This is a genomic window from Micrococcus sp. 63XJN7_6_ISO-PGPR-S23-444, assembly GCF_058072765.1.
This window is the reverse complement of the sequence record NZ_CM176516.1, coordinates 770,170-785,935: the sequence shown is the minus strand read 5'-3', so window position 1 is coordinate 785,935 and position 15,766 is coordinate 770,170. Positions and strand designations below refer to the sequence as shown.

The 15,766-nt window shown below is 74.1% G+C and carries 11 protein-coding genes and 1 tRNA gene; 7 read left to right on the top strand and 5 right to left on the bottom strand.

What is annotated here, in order from left to right; genetic code table 11:
• Positions 1–2: 2 nt before the first annotated feature.
• Complete coding sequence (gene thiS / locus AC3RJ9_RS03625) at positions 3–245, bottom strand: sulfur carrier protein ThiS (protein ID WP_041105270.1); 243 nt, start codon at positions 243–245, stop codon at positions 3–5.
• Positions 242–1,411, bottom strand: a complete 1,170-nt coding sequence (locus AC3RJ9_RS03620) for an FAD-dependent oxidoreductase (RefSeq protein ID WP_036316589.1) — start codon at positions 1,409–1,411, stop codon at positions 242–244. Before AC3RJ9_RS03620 ends, thiS begins: the two co-directional genes overlap by 4 nt.
• Before the next feature lie 145 nt (positions 1,412–1,556).
• Here AC3RJ9_RS03620 and thiE point away from each other — a divergent pair, with 145 nt between their 5' ends.
• Both thiE and AC3RJ9_RS03610 read left to right on the top strand, forming a co-directional pair.
• Positions 1,557–2,300 (top strand): thiamine phosphate synthase, encoded by a 744-nt coding sequence (gene thiE / locus AC3RJ9_RS03615; RefSeq protein WP_036316591.1) that lies wholly within the window; start codon positions 1,557–1,559, stop codon positions 2,298–2,300.
• A gap of 86 nt (positions 2,301–2,386) precedes the next feature.
• Positions 2,387–2,459, top strand: a tRNA-Arg gene (locus AC3RJ9_RS03610).
• A gap of 196 nt (positions 2,460–2,655) precedes the next feature.
• Here AC3RJ9_RS03610 and thiD read toward each other — a convergent pair.
• Positions 2,656–3,510 carry a bifunctional hydroxymethylpyrimidine kinase/phosphomethylpyrimidine kinase gene (thiD, locus tag AC3RJ9_RS03605; RefSeq protein ID WP_041105272.1) on the bottom strand — a complete coding sequence of 285 codons (855 nt, stop codon included), beginning with the start codon at positions 3,508–3,510 and terminating at the stop codon, positions 2,656–2,658.
• A 73-nt stretch (positions 3,511–3,583) separates the two neighbouring features.
• On the opposite strand from thiD, the gene AC3RJ9_RS03600 reads away from it, so the two are divergent.
• The 4 genes from AC3RJ9_RS03600 to AC3RJ9_RS03585 all read left to right on the top strand — a co-directional run bounded on the left by AC3RJ9_RS03600 (position 3,584) and on the right by AC3RJ9_RS03585 (position 9,261).
• The gene (locus AC3RJ9_RS03600) at positions 3,584–4,741 is read left to right on the top strand and encodes a YkvI family membrane protein (protein ID WP_041105274.1); all 1,158 of its coding nucleotides are present in this window, start codon (positions 3,584–3,586) and stop codon (positions 4,739–4,741) included.
• 173 nt (positions 4,742–4,914) lie between these two features.
• Positions 4,915–6,738, top strand: coding sequence for a phosphomethylpyrimidine synthase ThiC (gene thiC / locus AC3RJ9_RS03595; RefSeq protein WP_063190327.1), 1,824 nt, complete (start codon positions 4,915–4,917; stop codon positions 6,736–6,738).
• A gap of 294 nt (positions 6,739–7,032) precedes the next feature.
• Positions 7,033–7,782: a DNA-3-methyladenine glycosylase I gene (locus AC3RJ9_RS03590; protein WP_063190326.1), complete on the top strand. Its 750-nt coding sequence runs from the start codon at positions 7,033–7,035 to the stop codon at positions 7,780–7,782.
• Between the two features lie 63 nt (positions 7,783–7,845).
• Complete coding sequence (locus AC3RJ9_RS03585) at positions 7,846–9,261, top strand: NAD-dependent succinate-semialdehyde dehydrogenase (RefSeq protein WP_063190325.1); 1,416 nt, start codon at positions 7,846–7,848, stop codon at positions 9,259–9,261.
• 54 nt (positions 9,262–9,315) lie between these two features.
• Here the strand turns inward: AC3RJ9_RS03585 and AC3RJ9_RS03580 are convergent, their stop codons facing one another.
• Both AC3RJ9_RS03580 and putP read right to left on the bottom strand, forming a co-directional pair.
• Complete coding sequence (locus AC3RJ9_RS03580) at positions 9,316–9,909, bottom strand: 2'-5' RNA ligase family protein (protein ID WP_049147185.1); 594 nt, start codon at positions 9,907–9,909, stop codon at positions 9,316–9,318.
• A complete protein-coding gene (gene putP, locus AC3RJ9_RS03575) occupies positions 9,906–11,540 on the bottom strand; it encodes a sodium/proline symporter PutP (protein ID WP_063190324.1) in 1,635 nt (544 codons plus the stop codon). The genes AC3RJ9_RS03580 and putP overlap by 4 nt, the downstream gene beginning before the upstream one ends.
• A 108-nt stretch (positions 11,541–11,648) precedes the next feature.
• On the opposite strand from putP, the gene hrpA reads away from it, so the two are divergent.
• The gene (gene hrpA, locus AC3RJ9_RS03570; RefSeq protein ID WP_206495752.1) at positions 11,649–15,752 is read left to right on the top strand and encodes an ATP-dependent RNA helicase HrpA; all 4,104 of its coding nucleotides are present in this window, start codon (positions 11,649–11,651) and stop codon (positions 15,750–15,752) included.
• Positions 15,753–15,766 lie beyond the last annotated feature (14 nt).

Below are 15,766 nucleotides of genomic sequence, written 5' to 3'. Positions count from 1 at the left end.
GCTCAGCCCCCCTGCACCGCGGTGACGACGTCGACCTCGTCCCCGGCGGCCAGCTCCCGGGTGGCCCAGGCCGACCGGGGCACGACCTCGCCGCCGACCGCCACGGCCACGCCGAGCCGCCGCCCATCCGCGGCGGCGCCGTCCTCGCCGATCGCGCGCCCGGTGACGTGCGCGACGACGTCGCGGACGGTGGCCACGGCCAGCTCGGCGGGCTCTCCGTTGAGGGTCAGGGGGAGGGTGCTCATGCGATCTCCTTCAGGCGGGCGTGCAGCAGCTCGAGGATCCGCCCGGCCGCCCAGGGGGCGAGCAGGATCCCGTGACGGTGGAAGCCGGTGGCGACGACGGCGCCCGGAGCCTCGGGCACGGCGAGCACGCGCGGGGCGTCGTCGGGGGTGCCGGGGCGGGCGGCGGTGGTGATCTCGACCAGCTCGCACTCGCGGACGGCGGGCAGGATCGCGGCGGCGTCGGCGAGCAGGTCCAGCACGGCCCCGGCGGAGGTGCCGGCCAGGCCGTCCTCGCGGGCCGAGGCGCCGACCACGAGGGTGCCGTCCGCGCGGGGCACGAGGTAGACCTGGCGCCCGTGGACGAGGCCGCGGACGGTGCGGGTGATCAGGTGCGACTCCCCCGGCAGCAGCTGCTCGGGGCGCACCCGCAGACGCAGCACGTCGCCGTGGACGGGGCGCAGCGGGACCTCGACGGCGGTGGCCGCGCCGCCGATCCCGCGGTGGCCCAGGCCCGCGGCGAGGACCGCGCCGTCGGCGGTGAGGACGCCCCCGTCGGCCAGCGTGAGGCGCACCCCCTCGCCCTCCGGGCCGGCGGCGGTGACGCGTCCGGCCACGAACCGGGCGGCGGGTCCGGCGCCGACCGGGAGCGGGCCGCCGTCGGGTCCGGTCTCGGCGCGCAGGGCGGCGACGCAGGCGGCGGCGAGCCGTCGCGGGTCCACCTGATGGTCGTCCGGGGCGTCGAAGCCGGCGGCCAGGCCCGGGGCCAGGGCGGGCTCGGCGCGGCGCAGCGCGCGGACGGAGACGGGCTCGACCCGGCGACCGAGGATCGAGGCGTGCTCGAGCACGTGGTCCCAGGCGCGGGCGTCCGAGGGGTCCGCGGCCACGATCCAGGCGCCCTGTGCGAGGAAGCCCGTCTCCACATCGGTGAAGGCGGCGAGCAGGTCCACGAGGGCCGGGTAGGCCTCCCAGCCGGCCTGCAGCAGCGGGGCGAGGTCGTCCTGGCTGAACTGGGTCTCGGCGAGCGGCGCGAGCATCCCCGCCGCGGCGTGGGTGGCCCCGGCCACGGCGTGCGGGCGCCCGGCGGCGTCCAGCTCGGGGGCGATCAGGGTGACGGCGTGGCCTGCGGCACGCAGACGCACGGCGGCGGTGAGGCCGATGATCCCGGCCCCGACGACGGCCACGTGCACGGACCGGTCCTCCTCACGGCGGCATGACCCGCATCGAGTGGTGATGGTCGGCCGCGCCGGCGCGGTGCGCCCCTGCGGCCCTCTCAGCCCGGCGTGTGCGGCCCGGGCTCCCATGGAACAGCGGCCAGTCTGCCACAGTGGGCGCATGCACTCCCCCGATCCGCTCCTGATGACCGCGGCCGGCCGCGACGACGGCGGCACCGGCCCCGGCGCGCGCCGCCGCGCCCGCCTCGCCGCCTCCCGGCTGTACGTCTGCACCGACCTGCAGCGGTTCCTGCGCCCGGACGGCACGCTCGACACGGCCGCGTTCGCCGACTTCTGCGCGGCGGCGTTCCGCGGCGGAGTAGACGTGATCCAGGTGCGGGACAAGGCCGTGGACGTGGCGGTCGAGCTGGCCGCGTTCGCCACGCTCGTCCCGCTGGCCCGGGAGCACGGGGCGCTCTCGGCCGCCAACGACCGCGCCGACGTCGCCGCCCTGGCCGGGGTGGACGTGTTCCACACGGGCCAGACCGACCTGACCACCGCGCAGTGCCGCGCCCTGCTGGGCCCGGACGTGGTGCTCGGCCGCTCGTGCCACACCGAGGCGCAGGTGCGCGGCGCCCGCGCGGAGGACGGCCTGGACTACTTCTGCACGGGGCCGGTGTGGGCGACGCCCACGAAGCCGGGCCGGGCCGCCGTCGGACTGGAACTGCCGACCCTCGCCGCACGCCTGGACGCGGAGGACCCGGCGGGGGCGCGGCCGTGGTTCGCCATCGGCGGCGTCGACGCGGACCGGCTGCCCGAGGTCCGCGCGGCCGGGGCGGAACGGATCGTGGTGGTCCGCGCCGTGACGCAGGCCGAGGACCCCGAGGCCGCGGCCCGGACCCTGCGCGCGGGCCTGCCCGGCTGACGCGCCCCGCGGGGAGGTCACGGACGGGCCGTCCTGATGGTGTAGACTCGACGAGTCCGCAACGCGCTCGACGCGTCGCGACCCCCGCCTCCGTAGCTCAGGGGATAGAGCGTCTGCCTCCGGAGCAGAAGGCCGCAGGTTCGAATCCTGCCGGGGGCACGAGCGAACAGAGCCGGACCCCCGTGGCGACACGGTGGTCCGGCTCTTCTGGGTTCTGCGGACCCGGACGCTCGAGCGGAGCGGGAGGTCCGGGTCACCGGCATTCGAGGCGGGAAATCGACCTCATGGGACGTCCCGAGGTGCGTATTCGCCGGATTTCCCGCCTCGAACGTGTCGAAGCCCGGAGGTCCCGCCCTCAGCCCCGCTGCGCATGACCGTGGTCGACGGGCCCGTGCCACGTCGGCCGCGAGGCGTCCCCGACCGCGAGCGCCTCCCCCGCCCGCATCGCGTCGGCCAGCCACGGCTTGGCCCGCTCGAGTGCGTCGTCCCAGCTCAGGCCCGCCCCGGCCAGCGTGGCCAGGGCCGAGGAGAGGGTGCAGCCGGTGCCGTGCGAGGCGCGGGTCGTCACGCGCGGGCCGCGCACCTCGTGCACGGCCCCGCCCACGCGCACGACGGCGTCCGGCACCTCCGCCGCTGCGGCCTCGGGCGCCTCGGTCTCGTCCAGGTGCCCGCCCTTGAGCAGCACCGTCACCCCGTGCTCGGCGGCCAGGCCCCGCGCCGCGTCGAGGGCGGCGTCCCAGTCCGTCGCGTCCCGCCCGGTCAGCCGGGCCAGCTCGGGCAGGTTGGGTGTCACCAGGTGCGCCACCCGCAGCAGCCGGGCCCACGCGGCGCGCCCGTCGTCGTCGCCGACCGCGGTGAGGGCGTCCCCGCTCGAGGCCACCATGACCGGGTCCAGCACGACGACGGCGGGCCGGGTCTCCTCGAGCCAGCCGGCGACGGCCCGCATGAGCTCCACCGTGCCGAGCATGCCGATCTTCACGGCGTCCACGGCGATGTCGGCGGCGACCGAGTCGAGCTGGGCGCGCACCACGTCCACCGGCAGCGGGTGGACGGCCTGCACGCCCTGCGTGTTCTGGGCGGTGATCGCGGTGATCGCGGTCATCCCGTAGCCGCCCCACGCGGCGATGGTCTTCAGGTCGGCCTGGACACCGGCGCCGCCGCCGGAGTCGGAGCCGGCGATGCTGAGCACACGGGGGACGGCGGGGGTCATGCGGGGGCTCCTTCGGGTCGGGGCGGATCGGCCGCCCGGGCCGGGCCGATCCCGCCCATGAGAATGTAGTCGCATGTCCCACGTCACAGAGAGCTCCCCCGCGCACCCCGGCCGAGCCGAGGAGTCGGCGCCGCTGCGGCCGACCTCCCCGCTCGGGATCGCCGCCACGTTCATCGGCACCACCATCGGCGCCGGGTACGCCTCGGGCAACGAGATCCTGCAGTACTTCGTGAGCTTCGGCCTCTGGGGCGGCACGGGGGCGCTCGTGATCGCCGGCGCGCTGTTCTTCCTGCTCGCGGTGATCGTGCTGCGGCTGGCGCAGAAGCTGCGGACCACGGACATCCACCGGATCGTGAACCCCACGACGTCGCGCGTGCCCACCTGGTTCGCGGACCTGTGCATCACCACGTCCCTGCTGGGGACGCTGGTGATCATGCTGGCCGGGGCCGGGGCGGCGGTGCACACCGCGTTCGGGCTGCCCTCGCTCGTGGGCTCGCTGGTGATGGCCGCCGTCTGCGTGGTCTCGGTGCTGGCCGGCATCACGGGCCTCGTGCGCGTCCAGGCCGTGGTGGTCCCCCTGATCATCGTGGTCGCCGTCGGCGTCGCGGTGTGGGGGTTGGCGAACCCGGGGGCCGCGGTGGACGACGTCGCCGCGCTCGTGACCTCGTCCCCGCTGATCAACCAGTGGTGGCTCTCGGGCGTGCTGTACGTGGCCTTCAACATCCAGCTGGCCTACGCGGTGCTCGCCCCGATCGGCGAGGAGAGCTCCTCGTCGGGCCGCTCCCTCGTCGCCGGGGCCGGGCTCGGGGCACTGGGCCTCGTGGTGATGGCCGGCGCGGTGATGGCCGCGCTGACCGTCCACGCCCAGCTCATCGGCCGTGCCGAGCTGCCCATGGTCGAGCTGGCCGCGATGATCGGCGGCTGGGCCGCCCTGCTGTACACGGTCGTCCTGCTGCTGGCGCAGTTCACGACGGCGGTCTCGTGCCTGTACGGCGGTGTGGAGCGGATCGCCCTGCTGTCCTCGATGCGCCGCGTGCCGGGCTGGGCCATCGCCGTCGTCACTGCCCTGGCCGCCACCCTGCTCTCGAGCGTCGGCTTCTCCGACCTCGTGGGCACCGTCTACCCCGTCCTCGGGTACGCCGGCATCGTCATCATCGTGATGCTCATCGTGACGTGGATCGTCGAGCGCACCACGGTGCGCCGGCGGGCGGCCCGCGCGGCGCGCGCCTGAGCGGCCCGCCGCATGGCCGCTGCCGACGGCGGTGAGGCCCCGCAGGGGACGTGCTAGGGTCGCTCGCATCCCACGGGAGCCCCACGGCACGGGGCTGAGACCGGGCTGACGCCGCCCGGAGACCGTCTGAACCTGTCCGGGTCATTCCGGCGAAGGAAGAAGGAGCCGCGGCCATGTCCGTTTCCGAGCACACCCCCCTGCCCGCAGCCGAGTCGACGGCCGAGGTCGTCGCCGAGGAGAACTACCCCACGCACCGTCTGGGCTGGCTCGAGGATGCCGAGCACGGCATCCGCGTGCCCGTCACCGAGGTCCACCAGGACGACTCCCCCGACGGCACGCCCAACGCGCCCCTGACCGTCTACCGCACCATGGGCCCGGGCTCCGTGCCCGAGCGCGGCCTGCCCGCCCAGCGCGCCGAGTGGATCCGCGCCCGCGGCGACGTCGAGGAGTACGAGGGCCGCGAGCGCGACCTGCTCGACGACGGCCGCTCGGCCGTGCGCCGCGGCGCCGCCTCGCAGGAGTGGGCCGGCGAGCGCCGCGCCCCGCTGCGCGCCAAGGAGGGCGCGCGCGTCACCCAGATGCACTACGCCCGGCGCGGCGAGATCACCCCGGAGATGCGCTACGTCGCCCTGCGCGAGGGCGTGGACGTGGAGCTGGTGCGCTCCGAGGTCGCGGCCGGCCGCGCCATCATCCCGGCGAACGTGAACCACCCCGAGTCGGAGCCGATGATCATCGGCAAGGCGTTCGCCGTGAAGGTCAACGCGAACATCGGCAACTCGGCGGTGACGTCGTCGATCGCCGAGGAGGTCTCGAAGCTGCAGTGGGCCACCCGCTGGGGCGCGGACACCGTGATGGACCTGTCCACGGGCGACGACATCCACACCACCCGCGAGTGGATCCTGCGCAACTCCCCCGTGCCGATCGGCACCGTGCCGATCTACCAGGCCCTCGAGAAGGTCGGCGGCGACCACCAGGCCCTGACCTGGGAGATCTTCCGCGACACCGTGATCGAGCAGTGCGAGCAGGGCGTGGACTACATGACCGTGCACGCCGGCGTGCTGCTGCGCCACGTGCCGCTGTCCGCGGACCGCGTGACCGGCATCGTCTCCCGCGGCGGCTCGATCATGGCCGGCTGGTGCCTGGGCCACCACAAGGAGAACTTCCTCTACGAGAACTACGACGAGCTCTGCGAGATCTTCGCGCGCTACGACGTCGCGTTCTCCCTGGGCGACGGCCTGCGGCCGGGCTCCGTGGCCGACGCCAACGACGCCGCCCAGTTCGCCGAGCTCGACACGCTGGCCGAGCTGACGGAGCGGGCGTGGGCGTACGACGTCCAGGTCATGGTGGAGGGCCCCGGCCATATCCCGTTGCACCTGGTGCGGGAGAACGTGGAGCGCCAGCAGGAGCTGTGCAAGGGCGCCCCGTTCTACACGCTCGGCCCCCTCGTCACGGACATCGCCCCGGCGTACGACCACATCACCTCGGCCATCGGCGCCACCGAGATCGCCCGCTACGGCACCGCGATGCTCTGCTACGTCACGCCCAAGGAGCACCTGGGCCTGCCGAACCGGGACGACGTGAAGACGGGTGTGATCACCTACAAGATCGCCGCGCACGCCGCCGACGTCGCCAAGGGCCACCCCGGCGCCCGCGACCGCGACGACGCCCTGTCCAAGGCGCGCTTCGAGTTCCGCTGGCGCGACCAGTTCGGCCTCGGCCTGGACCCGCAGCTCGCCGAGGAGTACCACGACGAGACGCTGCCGGCCGAGCCCGCCAAGACCGCCCACTTCTGCTCGATGTGCGGGCCGAAGTTCTGCTCCATGCGCATCAGCCAGGACATCCGCAGCGAATTCGGCGGCGCGTCCGAGCAGGCGCGGATCGCCGAGGCCGGCATGGCCGCCAAGTCCGCGGAGTTCCGGGCCGCCGGCGGGTCCGTGTACCTGCCCGAGCCGAGTCTGCGCCGGCCCGAGGGGGACGCGGTGCTCGCGAGGGACTGAGCGGCCCGTGCCGCGGCGCGGGGGCCAGGGTGCCGGCCTTGAGCACCTCCCCCGCGCGCGGCGCGAGCCTGCCCTCGCCGGTCGGCCTGCCCTGGGCGCGCTCCCGGCTGGCGTGGCCCCGACCGCGGTCGCCCCCAGCATCTCCCCCCCTCGCCGCACGTGCCGCTGCGGGCCGGGCGGCTCGAGTGACGAGGTCCGGCCGCGCCTCCTGCACAGGTGTCCGCAGACGGCGTTGCGTCCCCGGGCGTCGCGTTCCGGCTCCGGATGTCCGGGGCCGCTCTTAGGCTCGGGTGCATGAGCGCGCACCACGCCGACGACGGCCTCCCCGCCCCCGTCTCCACCCTCGCCGAGGATCCACCGGCCGACGGGCGACAGGCGCCGCCGAGTGGCGTCGTCGTGGGTGAGGACGGGCGGGCCCGCCCGCCGTGGGCGGCACGGGATCCGCTGCTGCGGGAGTACTACGACACGGAGTGGGGCCTGCCCGTCACGGACGAGCGGGGCCTGTTCGAGCGCCTCGTGCTCGAGGCGTTCCAGTCGGGCCTGAGCTGGCGGACCGTCCTGGCCAAGCGGCCGCGGTTCCGGGAGGTGTTCGCGGGCTTCGACCCGGACGCCGTCGCGGCGTTCGGGGACGCGGAGGTCGAGGCACTGCTGGCGGACCCCGGCATCATCCGGAACCGGCGCAAGATCGAGGCCGCGGTCGCGAACGCACAAGCCGTCGTCGGGATGCGCGGCGAGCGGTTCGCCCCGCTGCACCCGGGCTCCCCCGGCGCGGGCCCCGCCTGGCACGGCGACGGCGACCGTCCCGCCACCGGCCTGCCGGGGCTGGTCTGGGCTCACCAGCCTGCCGCGACCCCACGGCCGGAGACGGTGGCGCAGGTCCCCTCGACCTCGGACGAGTCGCGCGCGCTCGCGAGGGCGCTGAAGGCGCATGGCTGCCGATTCGTGGGGCCGACCACTTGCTTCGCCCTGCTGGAGGCCGCCGGGATCGTGGACACCCACCTTCTCGGCTCGTGGCGAAGAGGGGCGTCCGGGATCTGGGAGTGAGCGGGGGCCTCCGGCAGGATGGGGAACTCAACGCAGGACGTCCACACGAAAGGGTGACGACTGATGACCACCACCTCCGCCTCTCAGGGCTACCGCACAATCAACCCGGCCACCGGGGAGCTGCTGAAGTCCTTCGACAACGCCACGGATCAGCAGATCGCCGACGCCCTCGACGCCTCGCAGGCCGCCTACGAGCAGTGGTCCCGGAAGTCGGTGGCCGAGCGCGCCGCCGTCGTGAAGCGGATCTCCGAGCTGCTGGCCGAGCGGTCCAAGGACATTGCCGCGGTGATCACCACGGAGATGGGCAAGTCCCTCGGCGCGGCGGTCGGCGAGGTGCGCTACAGCGCCCAGATCTTCGGGTACTACGCGGACGAGGCCGAGGAGCTGCTCGCGGACCAGCCGATCAAGCAGTTCTCCGGGCAGGAGGCGTTCGTCCAGCGGCTGCCGATCGGCCCGCTGCTGGGGATCATGCCGTGGAACTTCCCGGTGTACCAGGTGGCCCGTTTCGTGGCGCCGAACCTCATGCTCGGCAACACCATCCTGCTCAAGCACGCCGAGATCAACCCCCAGGTGGCGCAGCTGCTGGAAGAGCTCTTCACCGAGGCCGGACTGCCGGAGGGCGTGTACCAGAACGTGTTCGCCACCCACGACCAGATCTCCACGATCATCGCCGATCCGCGCGTGCAGGGCGTGTCCCTCACCGGTTCGGAGCGGGCCGGCGCCGCCGTCGCCGAGCAGGCCGGCCGGCACCTCAAGAAGGTCGTCCTCGAGCTCGGCGGCTCCGATCCGTACATCGTGCTCTCCGCGCCGGACGCCCGCGCCGCCGCCCGCGACGCACTGGCCACCCGGATGGGCAACTGGGGCCAGGCCTGCAACTCGAACAAGCGCATGATCGTCATGGAGGACCTCTACGACGACTTCGTGGACGAGCTGGTCCAGCGCTCCTCGGCGATGAAGCCCGGTGACCCGACCTCGCGTGACGCCGACGTCTACGGCCCGCTGTCCTCCGAGTCCGCGGCCGACGGGCTCGCCGAGCAGATCGCCGCGGCCAAGGAGGCCGGCGCCACCGTCCACGTGGGCGGCGAGCGCGTCTCCGGCCCCGAGGGCGAGGGCTTCTACGTCTCCCCGGCCGTGATCACGGACGTGGACCAGGAGAACCCCGCCTACACGCAGGAGCTGTTCGGCATGGCCGCCGTGGTGTACAAGGTGTCCTCGGCCGAGGAGGCCGTGGCCCTGGCCAACGACTCCCAGTACGGTCTCGGCGGCGCCGTCTTCTCCACGGACCTGGACGAGGCCAAGCGCGTGGCCGACCAGCTCGAGGTGGGCATGGCGAACGTGAACCTCGCCTCCGCCGCCGGCGCGAACCTGCCCTTCGGCGGCGTGAAGCGCTCGGGCTTCGGCCGCGAGCTCGGCCCCATGGCCGTGGACGAGTTCGCCAACAAGCGCCTGTACGCGGTGCAGGGCCCGCTGGAGGGCTGACCCGGGGCCGGGTCGGCCCGGCGGGTCTCCCGCTCCGGCCGGCCCGTCGGCCCCTCAGCCGCGCAGCGGGACGGTCGCCAGCACCTCGTGCAGCGGCCCGCCGGACCGGCCCTCGCCGAGCCGGGACGCCACGACCTCGACCTCGTCGGCGGTCCACTCCGGCCCGCGGTACACGGCGAGCGCGCGCACGGCCTCGGCCAGCAGGACGGTGGCCGGCGCCGGCGGACGGGGCTCGCCCCGCCTCCGACCCCGAGGTCGGAGCGCGGCCCCCGAGACCGGCGCCACGGTGAGGTGGGCGCGCCGGCGGTCCCGGCCGTCGTCGTCGGCGAGCCAGGGCTCCGCCAGGAGCGCGCCGAGCTCCCGGACCTGCCCACCCACCCCCACCCAGAGCGTGCGGTGCGAGAACTCCCCCGCTCCGGCCAGGTGCAGGTCCAGCGGGCCATGTCCCGCCGCGATGCGGCCGGCGACGGCGACGACGTCGTCCACGGCGCCGGCGGGCACCTCCGGGTGGAACGCCAGCGTCAGGTGCCGCTGCTCCGGCTCGGTCCAGCACAGCGCGCGTCCGGCCCGGTCCCGGACGCCGTCGAGGGCCGGCTCGAGGTGGTCGAGCGCGGCCCTCGGCGGACGGATCGCGAGGAAGAGCCTCACGCCTGCGCGCGCGGATCCGCGGCGGCTGCGGTCGAGCCCCCGGCGGCGTCGCGCGTCATGGCGGCCGGGGCCACGTCCGGGTCCGGCTCGCGGCCGGCCACGATGTCGATCGCGCCGGTGAACTCGGCGTCGATCCGCCGCTGCACCCGGCGCGAGCGCTGGGTCACGAGGGACACCACCACACCCACCACGAAGGCGGCGACGAAGCCCGGCAGCAGCTCGTACAGGCCGAACCACTCCCACGTCTCGGCACTGGCCTCGGACCACACCCAGGCGACGGCGGCGCCGGTGACCATGGCGGCCATCGCCCCCCACGAGGTGAACCGCGGCCAGTACAGGGCGAGCAGGATCACAGGGCCGAAGGCGGCGCCGAAGCCGGCCCACGCGAAGGAGACGAGCTCGAGCACGGAGGAGTCCGGGTTGAGGGCGAGCAGCCCCGCCACGAGCGCCACCACCAGCACGCCGATGCGGCCGAGCCACAGGGTGAACGTCGGGGAACCGGTGCGCCCGCGCAGCATGTAGAGGTCCTCCACCAGGGCGGAGGAGCACACGATCAGCTGCGAGGAGAGCGTGGACATGATCGCGGCGAGGACGGCGGCCAGCACCAGGCCGGCCACGAACGGGTGGAACATGATCGAGGCCAGCACCAGGAACACGGTCTCCGGGTCCTCGAGCGTGGTGCCGGGGTTGGCCTGGAAGTAGGCGATGCCGACGAGGGCGACCATCACGGCGCCGAACACGGACAGCGCCATCCAGCCGATGCCGACGCGCCGGGCGACGGCCGCGTCGTGCGGGGTGCGCAGGGCCATGAAGCGGACGATGATGTGCGGCTGGCCGAAGTAGCCCAGGCCCCAGGCGAGGGAGGACAGGACGCCGATCAGCGTCGCGTTCTCGAACATCGAGAAGTGGTTCACCCCGCCGCCGGCGGCGTCGGCGGCGCGGATGCCCTCGACGACGGCGTCCCAGCCGCCCATGGTCAGGATCACGACGATGGGCACGGCCAGCAGCGAGAGGAACATGAGGACGCCCTGGGCCACATCCGTCAGCGAGGCGCCGAGGAAGCCGCCGAACAGGGTGTAGAGCACCGTGATGCCCGCGACCACGAGCATGCCGGTGAGGTAGTTGATGCTGATGCCCTGGGCGTAGAAGGAGTCGGGGCCGAAGGTCGACTCGACGAACTTGCCGCCGGCCACCATGCCCGAGGAGACGTAGAAGGTGAAGAACACGAGGATGATCAGGCCGGCCACGATCCGCAGGATGTGCGTGCGGTCCTTGAACCGGTTCTCGAGGAAGGATGGGATCGTGATCGAGTTCCCGGCCACCTCGGTATAGGAGCGCAGGCGGGGGGCGACCACGCGCCAGTTCACCCACGCGCCCACGGTCAGGCCGACCGCCATCCAGCCCTCGACCAGGCCCGCGGCGTAGATCGCGCCGGGCAGGCCCATCAGGAGCCAGCCGGACATGTCGGACGCACCCGCGGAGAGCGCCGCGACGGACGGCTTCATGTCGCGTCCGGCGAGCATGTAGTCGTCGAGGTCGGTGTTCTTGCGGGAGGCGTACAGGCCGATCGCGATCATCGCGAGGAAGTAGAGGCCGATCGCCGCTAACAGGAAGACGGTGTTCGTGTCCATGGGCTCCAGAGAATCACATCCGGACTCACAGCCCCAGTCCCAGATCCGTCCCAGATTCGCCCCGTCCGGGTCGGCCCGGGCCCCCGCGCGCCTAGGATGGAGGCCGTCATGACGCAGACTCCCCCGCCCTCCACGCCCGCCGCGCAGCCGTCGGCGACGCCCCACGACGCCGTCGCGATCACGTTCCCCGAACACCTGCCGGTGGCGGAGCGCCGTGAGGAGATCATGGCCGCGATCCGCGACCACCAGGTGGTGATCGTCGCGGGTGAGACCGGTTCGGGCAAGACCACGCAGCTGCCGAAGATGTGCCTGGCCCTCGGGCTCGGGGAGGCCGGCTCGATCGGCCACACCCAGCCCCGGCGCATCGCCGCCCGCTCGGTGGCCGAGCGCATCGCGCAGGAGCTGGGCGAGGAGATCGGGCAGACGGTCGGTTACCAGGTCCGCTTCACGGCGCAGACCTCGAAGGCCACCCGGGTCAAGGTCATGACGGACGGCATCCTGCTGGCCGAGATCCCCCACGATCCGCAGCTGCGCCGCTACTCCGTGATCATCGTGGACGAGGCCCACGAGCGCAGCCTCAACATCGACTTCCTCCTGGGCTACCTGCGCAACCTGCTGCCCCAGCGCCCGGACCTGAAGGTGATCATCACCTCGGCCACCATCGACCCGGAGCGCTTCGCCCGGCACTTCGGCCGGCCGCTGGCCGAGGGCGAGGACCATGCGGACGCGGTGGAGGCCGACGACGGCGGCCGCGTGGTCCCGGCGCCGATCATCGAGGTCTCGGGGCGCACCTACCCCGTCGAGATCCGCTACCGGCCGCTGACCGACGAGCCCTCCCCCGACGACCCCGAGGACGATGCGGACGACGCCGCCGAGACCCGCGACCCCCTCGACGCGATCGGCGACGCCGTCCTCGAGCTGGCCGCCGAGCCGCCGGGTGACATCCTCGTGTTCCTGCCGGGCGAGCGGGAGATCCGCGAGGCCGCGGACCACCTGACCGGCGTCGTCGCCGGCACCACGCGCCTGGCCGGCACGGAGATCCTGCCGCTGTTCGGCCGCCTGTCCATGGCGGAGCAGCACCGCGTGTTCGGCCGCGCCGGGGCCGGGGTGCGCCGGCGGATCGTGCTGGCCACGAACGTCGCCGAGACCTCCCTGACCGTGCCGGGCATCAAGTACGTGATCGACACGGGCACCGCGCGCATCTCGCGGTACTCGCACCGCACCAAGGTGCAGCGCCTGCCGATCGAGCGTGTCTCCCAGGCCAGCGCGAACCAGCGCGCGGGCCGGTCCGGCCGCACCTCGGACGGCATCGCGATCCGCCTGTACTCGGAGGAGGACTACCTCTCCCGCCCCGAGTTCACGGACCCGGAGATCCTGCGCACCTCCCTGGCCTCGGTGATCCTGCAGATGCTGTCCCTCGGTGTGGCCCGCACCCCGGGCGACGTCAAGGAGTTCCCCTTCGTCCAGCCCCCGGACGGCCGACAGGTCACCGACGGCGCCACCACGCTCACCGAGCTCGGCGCGCTCGAGGCCGGCGGCGCCCGCGCCGGCACCATCACCCGGGTCGGACGCCGCCTGGCCCGTCTGCCCGTTGACCCGCGGCTGGGCCGCATGATCCTCGAGGCCGGTGAACGCGGCTGCGTCCGGGAGGTCATGGTGATCGCCGCGGCCCTGACCATCCAGGACCCCCGCGAGCGCCCCACGGAGCAGCGCGAGGCCGCGGACGAGCTGCACCGCCGGTTCGCGGACGAGAACTCGGACTTCTCCGCGATCCTGAACCTCTGGGCCTACCTGCACGAGCGGCAGAAGGAGCTCTCCGGCTCCCAGTTCCGCAAGCTGTGCCGCCGTGAGCACATCAACTGGCTGCGCGTGCAGGAGTGGCAGGACCTGGTGCGCCAGCTGCGCCAGCTCGCCAAGGACGTGGGCCTCACCGTCGAGGCCGGACCCGTGGACCCGGTCGGCCGGCACGAGGCCGTGCACAAGTCCCTGCTCACCGGCCTGCTCTCGCAGATCGGCGCCTACGACGAGCGCCGTCGCGAGTACGTGGGCGCCCGCGGCACCCGCTTCGCCGTGTTCCCCGGCTCCGCCCTGTTCAAGAAGCGCCACCCGTTCGTCATGGCCGCCGAGCTCGTGGAGACCTCCCGGCTGTGGGCGCGCACGGTGGCCCGGATCGAGCCGGAGTGGGCCGAGGAGGTCGCCGGCCACCTCGTCAAGCGGACCTACAACGAGCCGCACTGGTCGCGGCGGGCGGGTTCCGTCGTCGCGCGCGAGAAGGTGACGCTGTTCGGCGTCACTCTGATCCCGGACCGCTCGGTCCGGTACGGCCGGATCGACCCGGAGCTCTCCCGCGAGCTGTTCATCCGGCACGCCCTCGTGGAGGGCGACTGGCGCACGCGTCACCGGTTCTTCGCCCGCAACCGGGCTGCGCTCGAGGAGGTCGACGCCCTCGAGACGCGCCTGCGCCGCCGCGACCTGCGGATCGGGGACGAGGACCTGTTCGCCTTCTACGACGCGCGGATCCCGGGAAACGTCGTCTCCGAGCGGCACTTCGACGCGTGGTGGAAGAAGGCGCGCCAGGATCAGCCGGACCTGCTGGACCTCGACGTCGCCGCCCTGCTCACCGCCGACGCCGAGGACCTGGACACCGACGCGTTCCCCACCACGTTCACGTATCCGATGCCCGGCGGCGACGTGGAGCTCGACCTCGAGTACACGTACGACCCGACCGGCGCGGCCGGCACCGACGGCGTGACCGTGGCCGTGCCGATCCTGCTGCTCAACCAGGTCTCGCCCGGCCCCTTCGCGTGGCTGGTCCCCGGCCTGCGGGTCGAGCTCGTCACCGCCCTCATCAAGGCGTTGCCCAAGGCCGTGCGCAAGAACCTCGTGCCCGCCCCGGACGTGGCCCAGCAGCTCGTCGCGGACCTCGAGGCCCACGCCGACCCGCTGCGGGACGAGCTGCCGGACGCGCTGTCCGCGGCCGTGCGCCGGGTGCGCGGCGTGGTGGTGGAGCCCGGACTGTGGGCCCCGGACGCGGTGCCCCTGCACCTGCGGATGGACTACCGCGTCGTGGACGCCCGCGGCGCCGTGATGGGCGCCGGCCAGGACCTGCCCGCGCTGCAGGCCCGGCTCGCGCAGGCCAACCGCTCCGCGATCGCCGCCCGGCTCGCCGGCACCGACGACCCCGCCTCGGCCCGGCCGGGGCCGCGCGGCAAGGGCCGCGGCGGCCGTGCCCAGGCCGACGCGCGGGCCGGGGCCGAGGGACGCCGTCGCCCGGAGGGCCCCGGGCGGTCCGGCGCGACGCCGGCCTTCGAGGAGCGGCACGGGCTGACCTCGTGGAGCATCGGCACGGTGCCGAAGACCGTCTCCACCGCGGCCGGGGCGCGCGGCCCCGCCATCACGGGCTACCCGAGCCTGGTGCCCGAGACCACGCCCGACGGCGGCCCCGCGGCCGGCCTGACCGTGGCCCGGTCCGCGGAGGACCAGGCGGCCTGGCACCGGGCCGGGGTGATCCGGCTGCTGCTGGCCACCCTGCCCAGCCCACAGCGCTACGTGCTGGACCACCTGGACAACAGGGAGAAGCTCACCTTCACCCAGAACCCGCACGGCTCGGTGGACTCCCTCGTCGCGGACTGCACCCAGGCCGCCGTGGACCGTCTCGTCGGGGACGAGCTGCCGTTCGACGAGGCCGCGTTCCGCGCCCTGTTCGACCGGGTGCGGGCCGACCTGATCGACACGGTCTTCGCCGTCACGTCCCTGGTGGAGCAGGTGCTCTCCCGGGCCGCGCAGGTGCGACGCCGGCTCAAGGGCTCGGTCTCGCTCGCCCTCGCGCCGGCGCTGTCGGACGTGAAGGCACACCTCGAGCAGCTCGTGTTCCCCGGCTTCGTGGCCACCACGGGCTGGGAGCGGCTGCAGCACCTGCCGCGCTACCTGCAGGGCATGCTGACGCGCCTGGACCGGTTGGACGCCGGCGGCCACCTGCAGCGCGACGGGCAGCACATGGCGGTGGTGCAGGGGCTCGAGGACGAGTTCGACGCCGCCGTCGCGGCCCACCGCGCCCGGTTCGCGGGCACGCCCGTGCCCGCGGAGCTGGAGCGGGTGCGCTGGCTCATCGAGGAGCTGCGCGTCTCGTTCTTCGCCCAGGAGCTGGGCACGGCGGTCTCGGTCTCCGAGAAGCGGGTGCGTCAGGCGCTCGCCCGGGCCACGCGCGCCTGAGTCGGGCCCGGGCG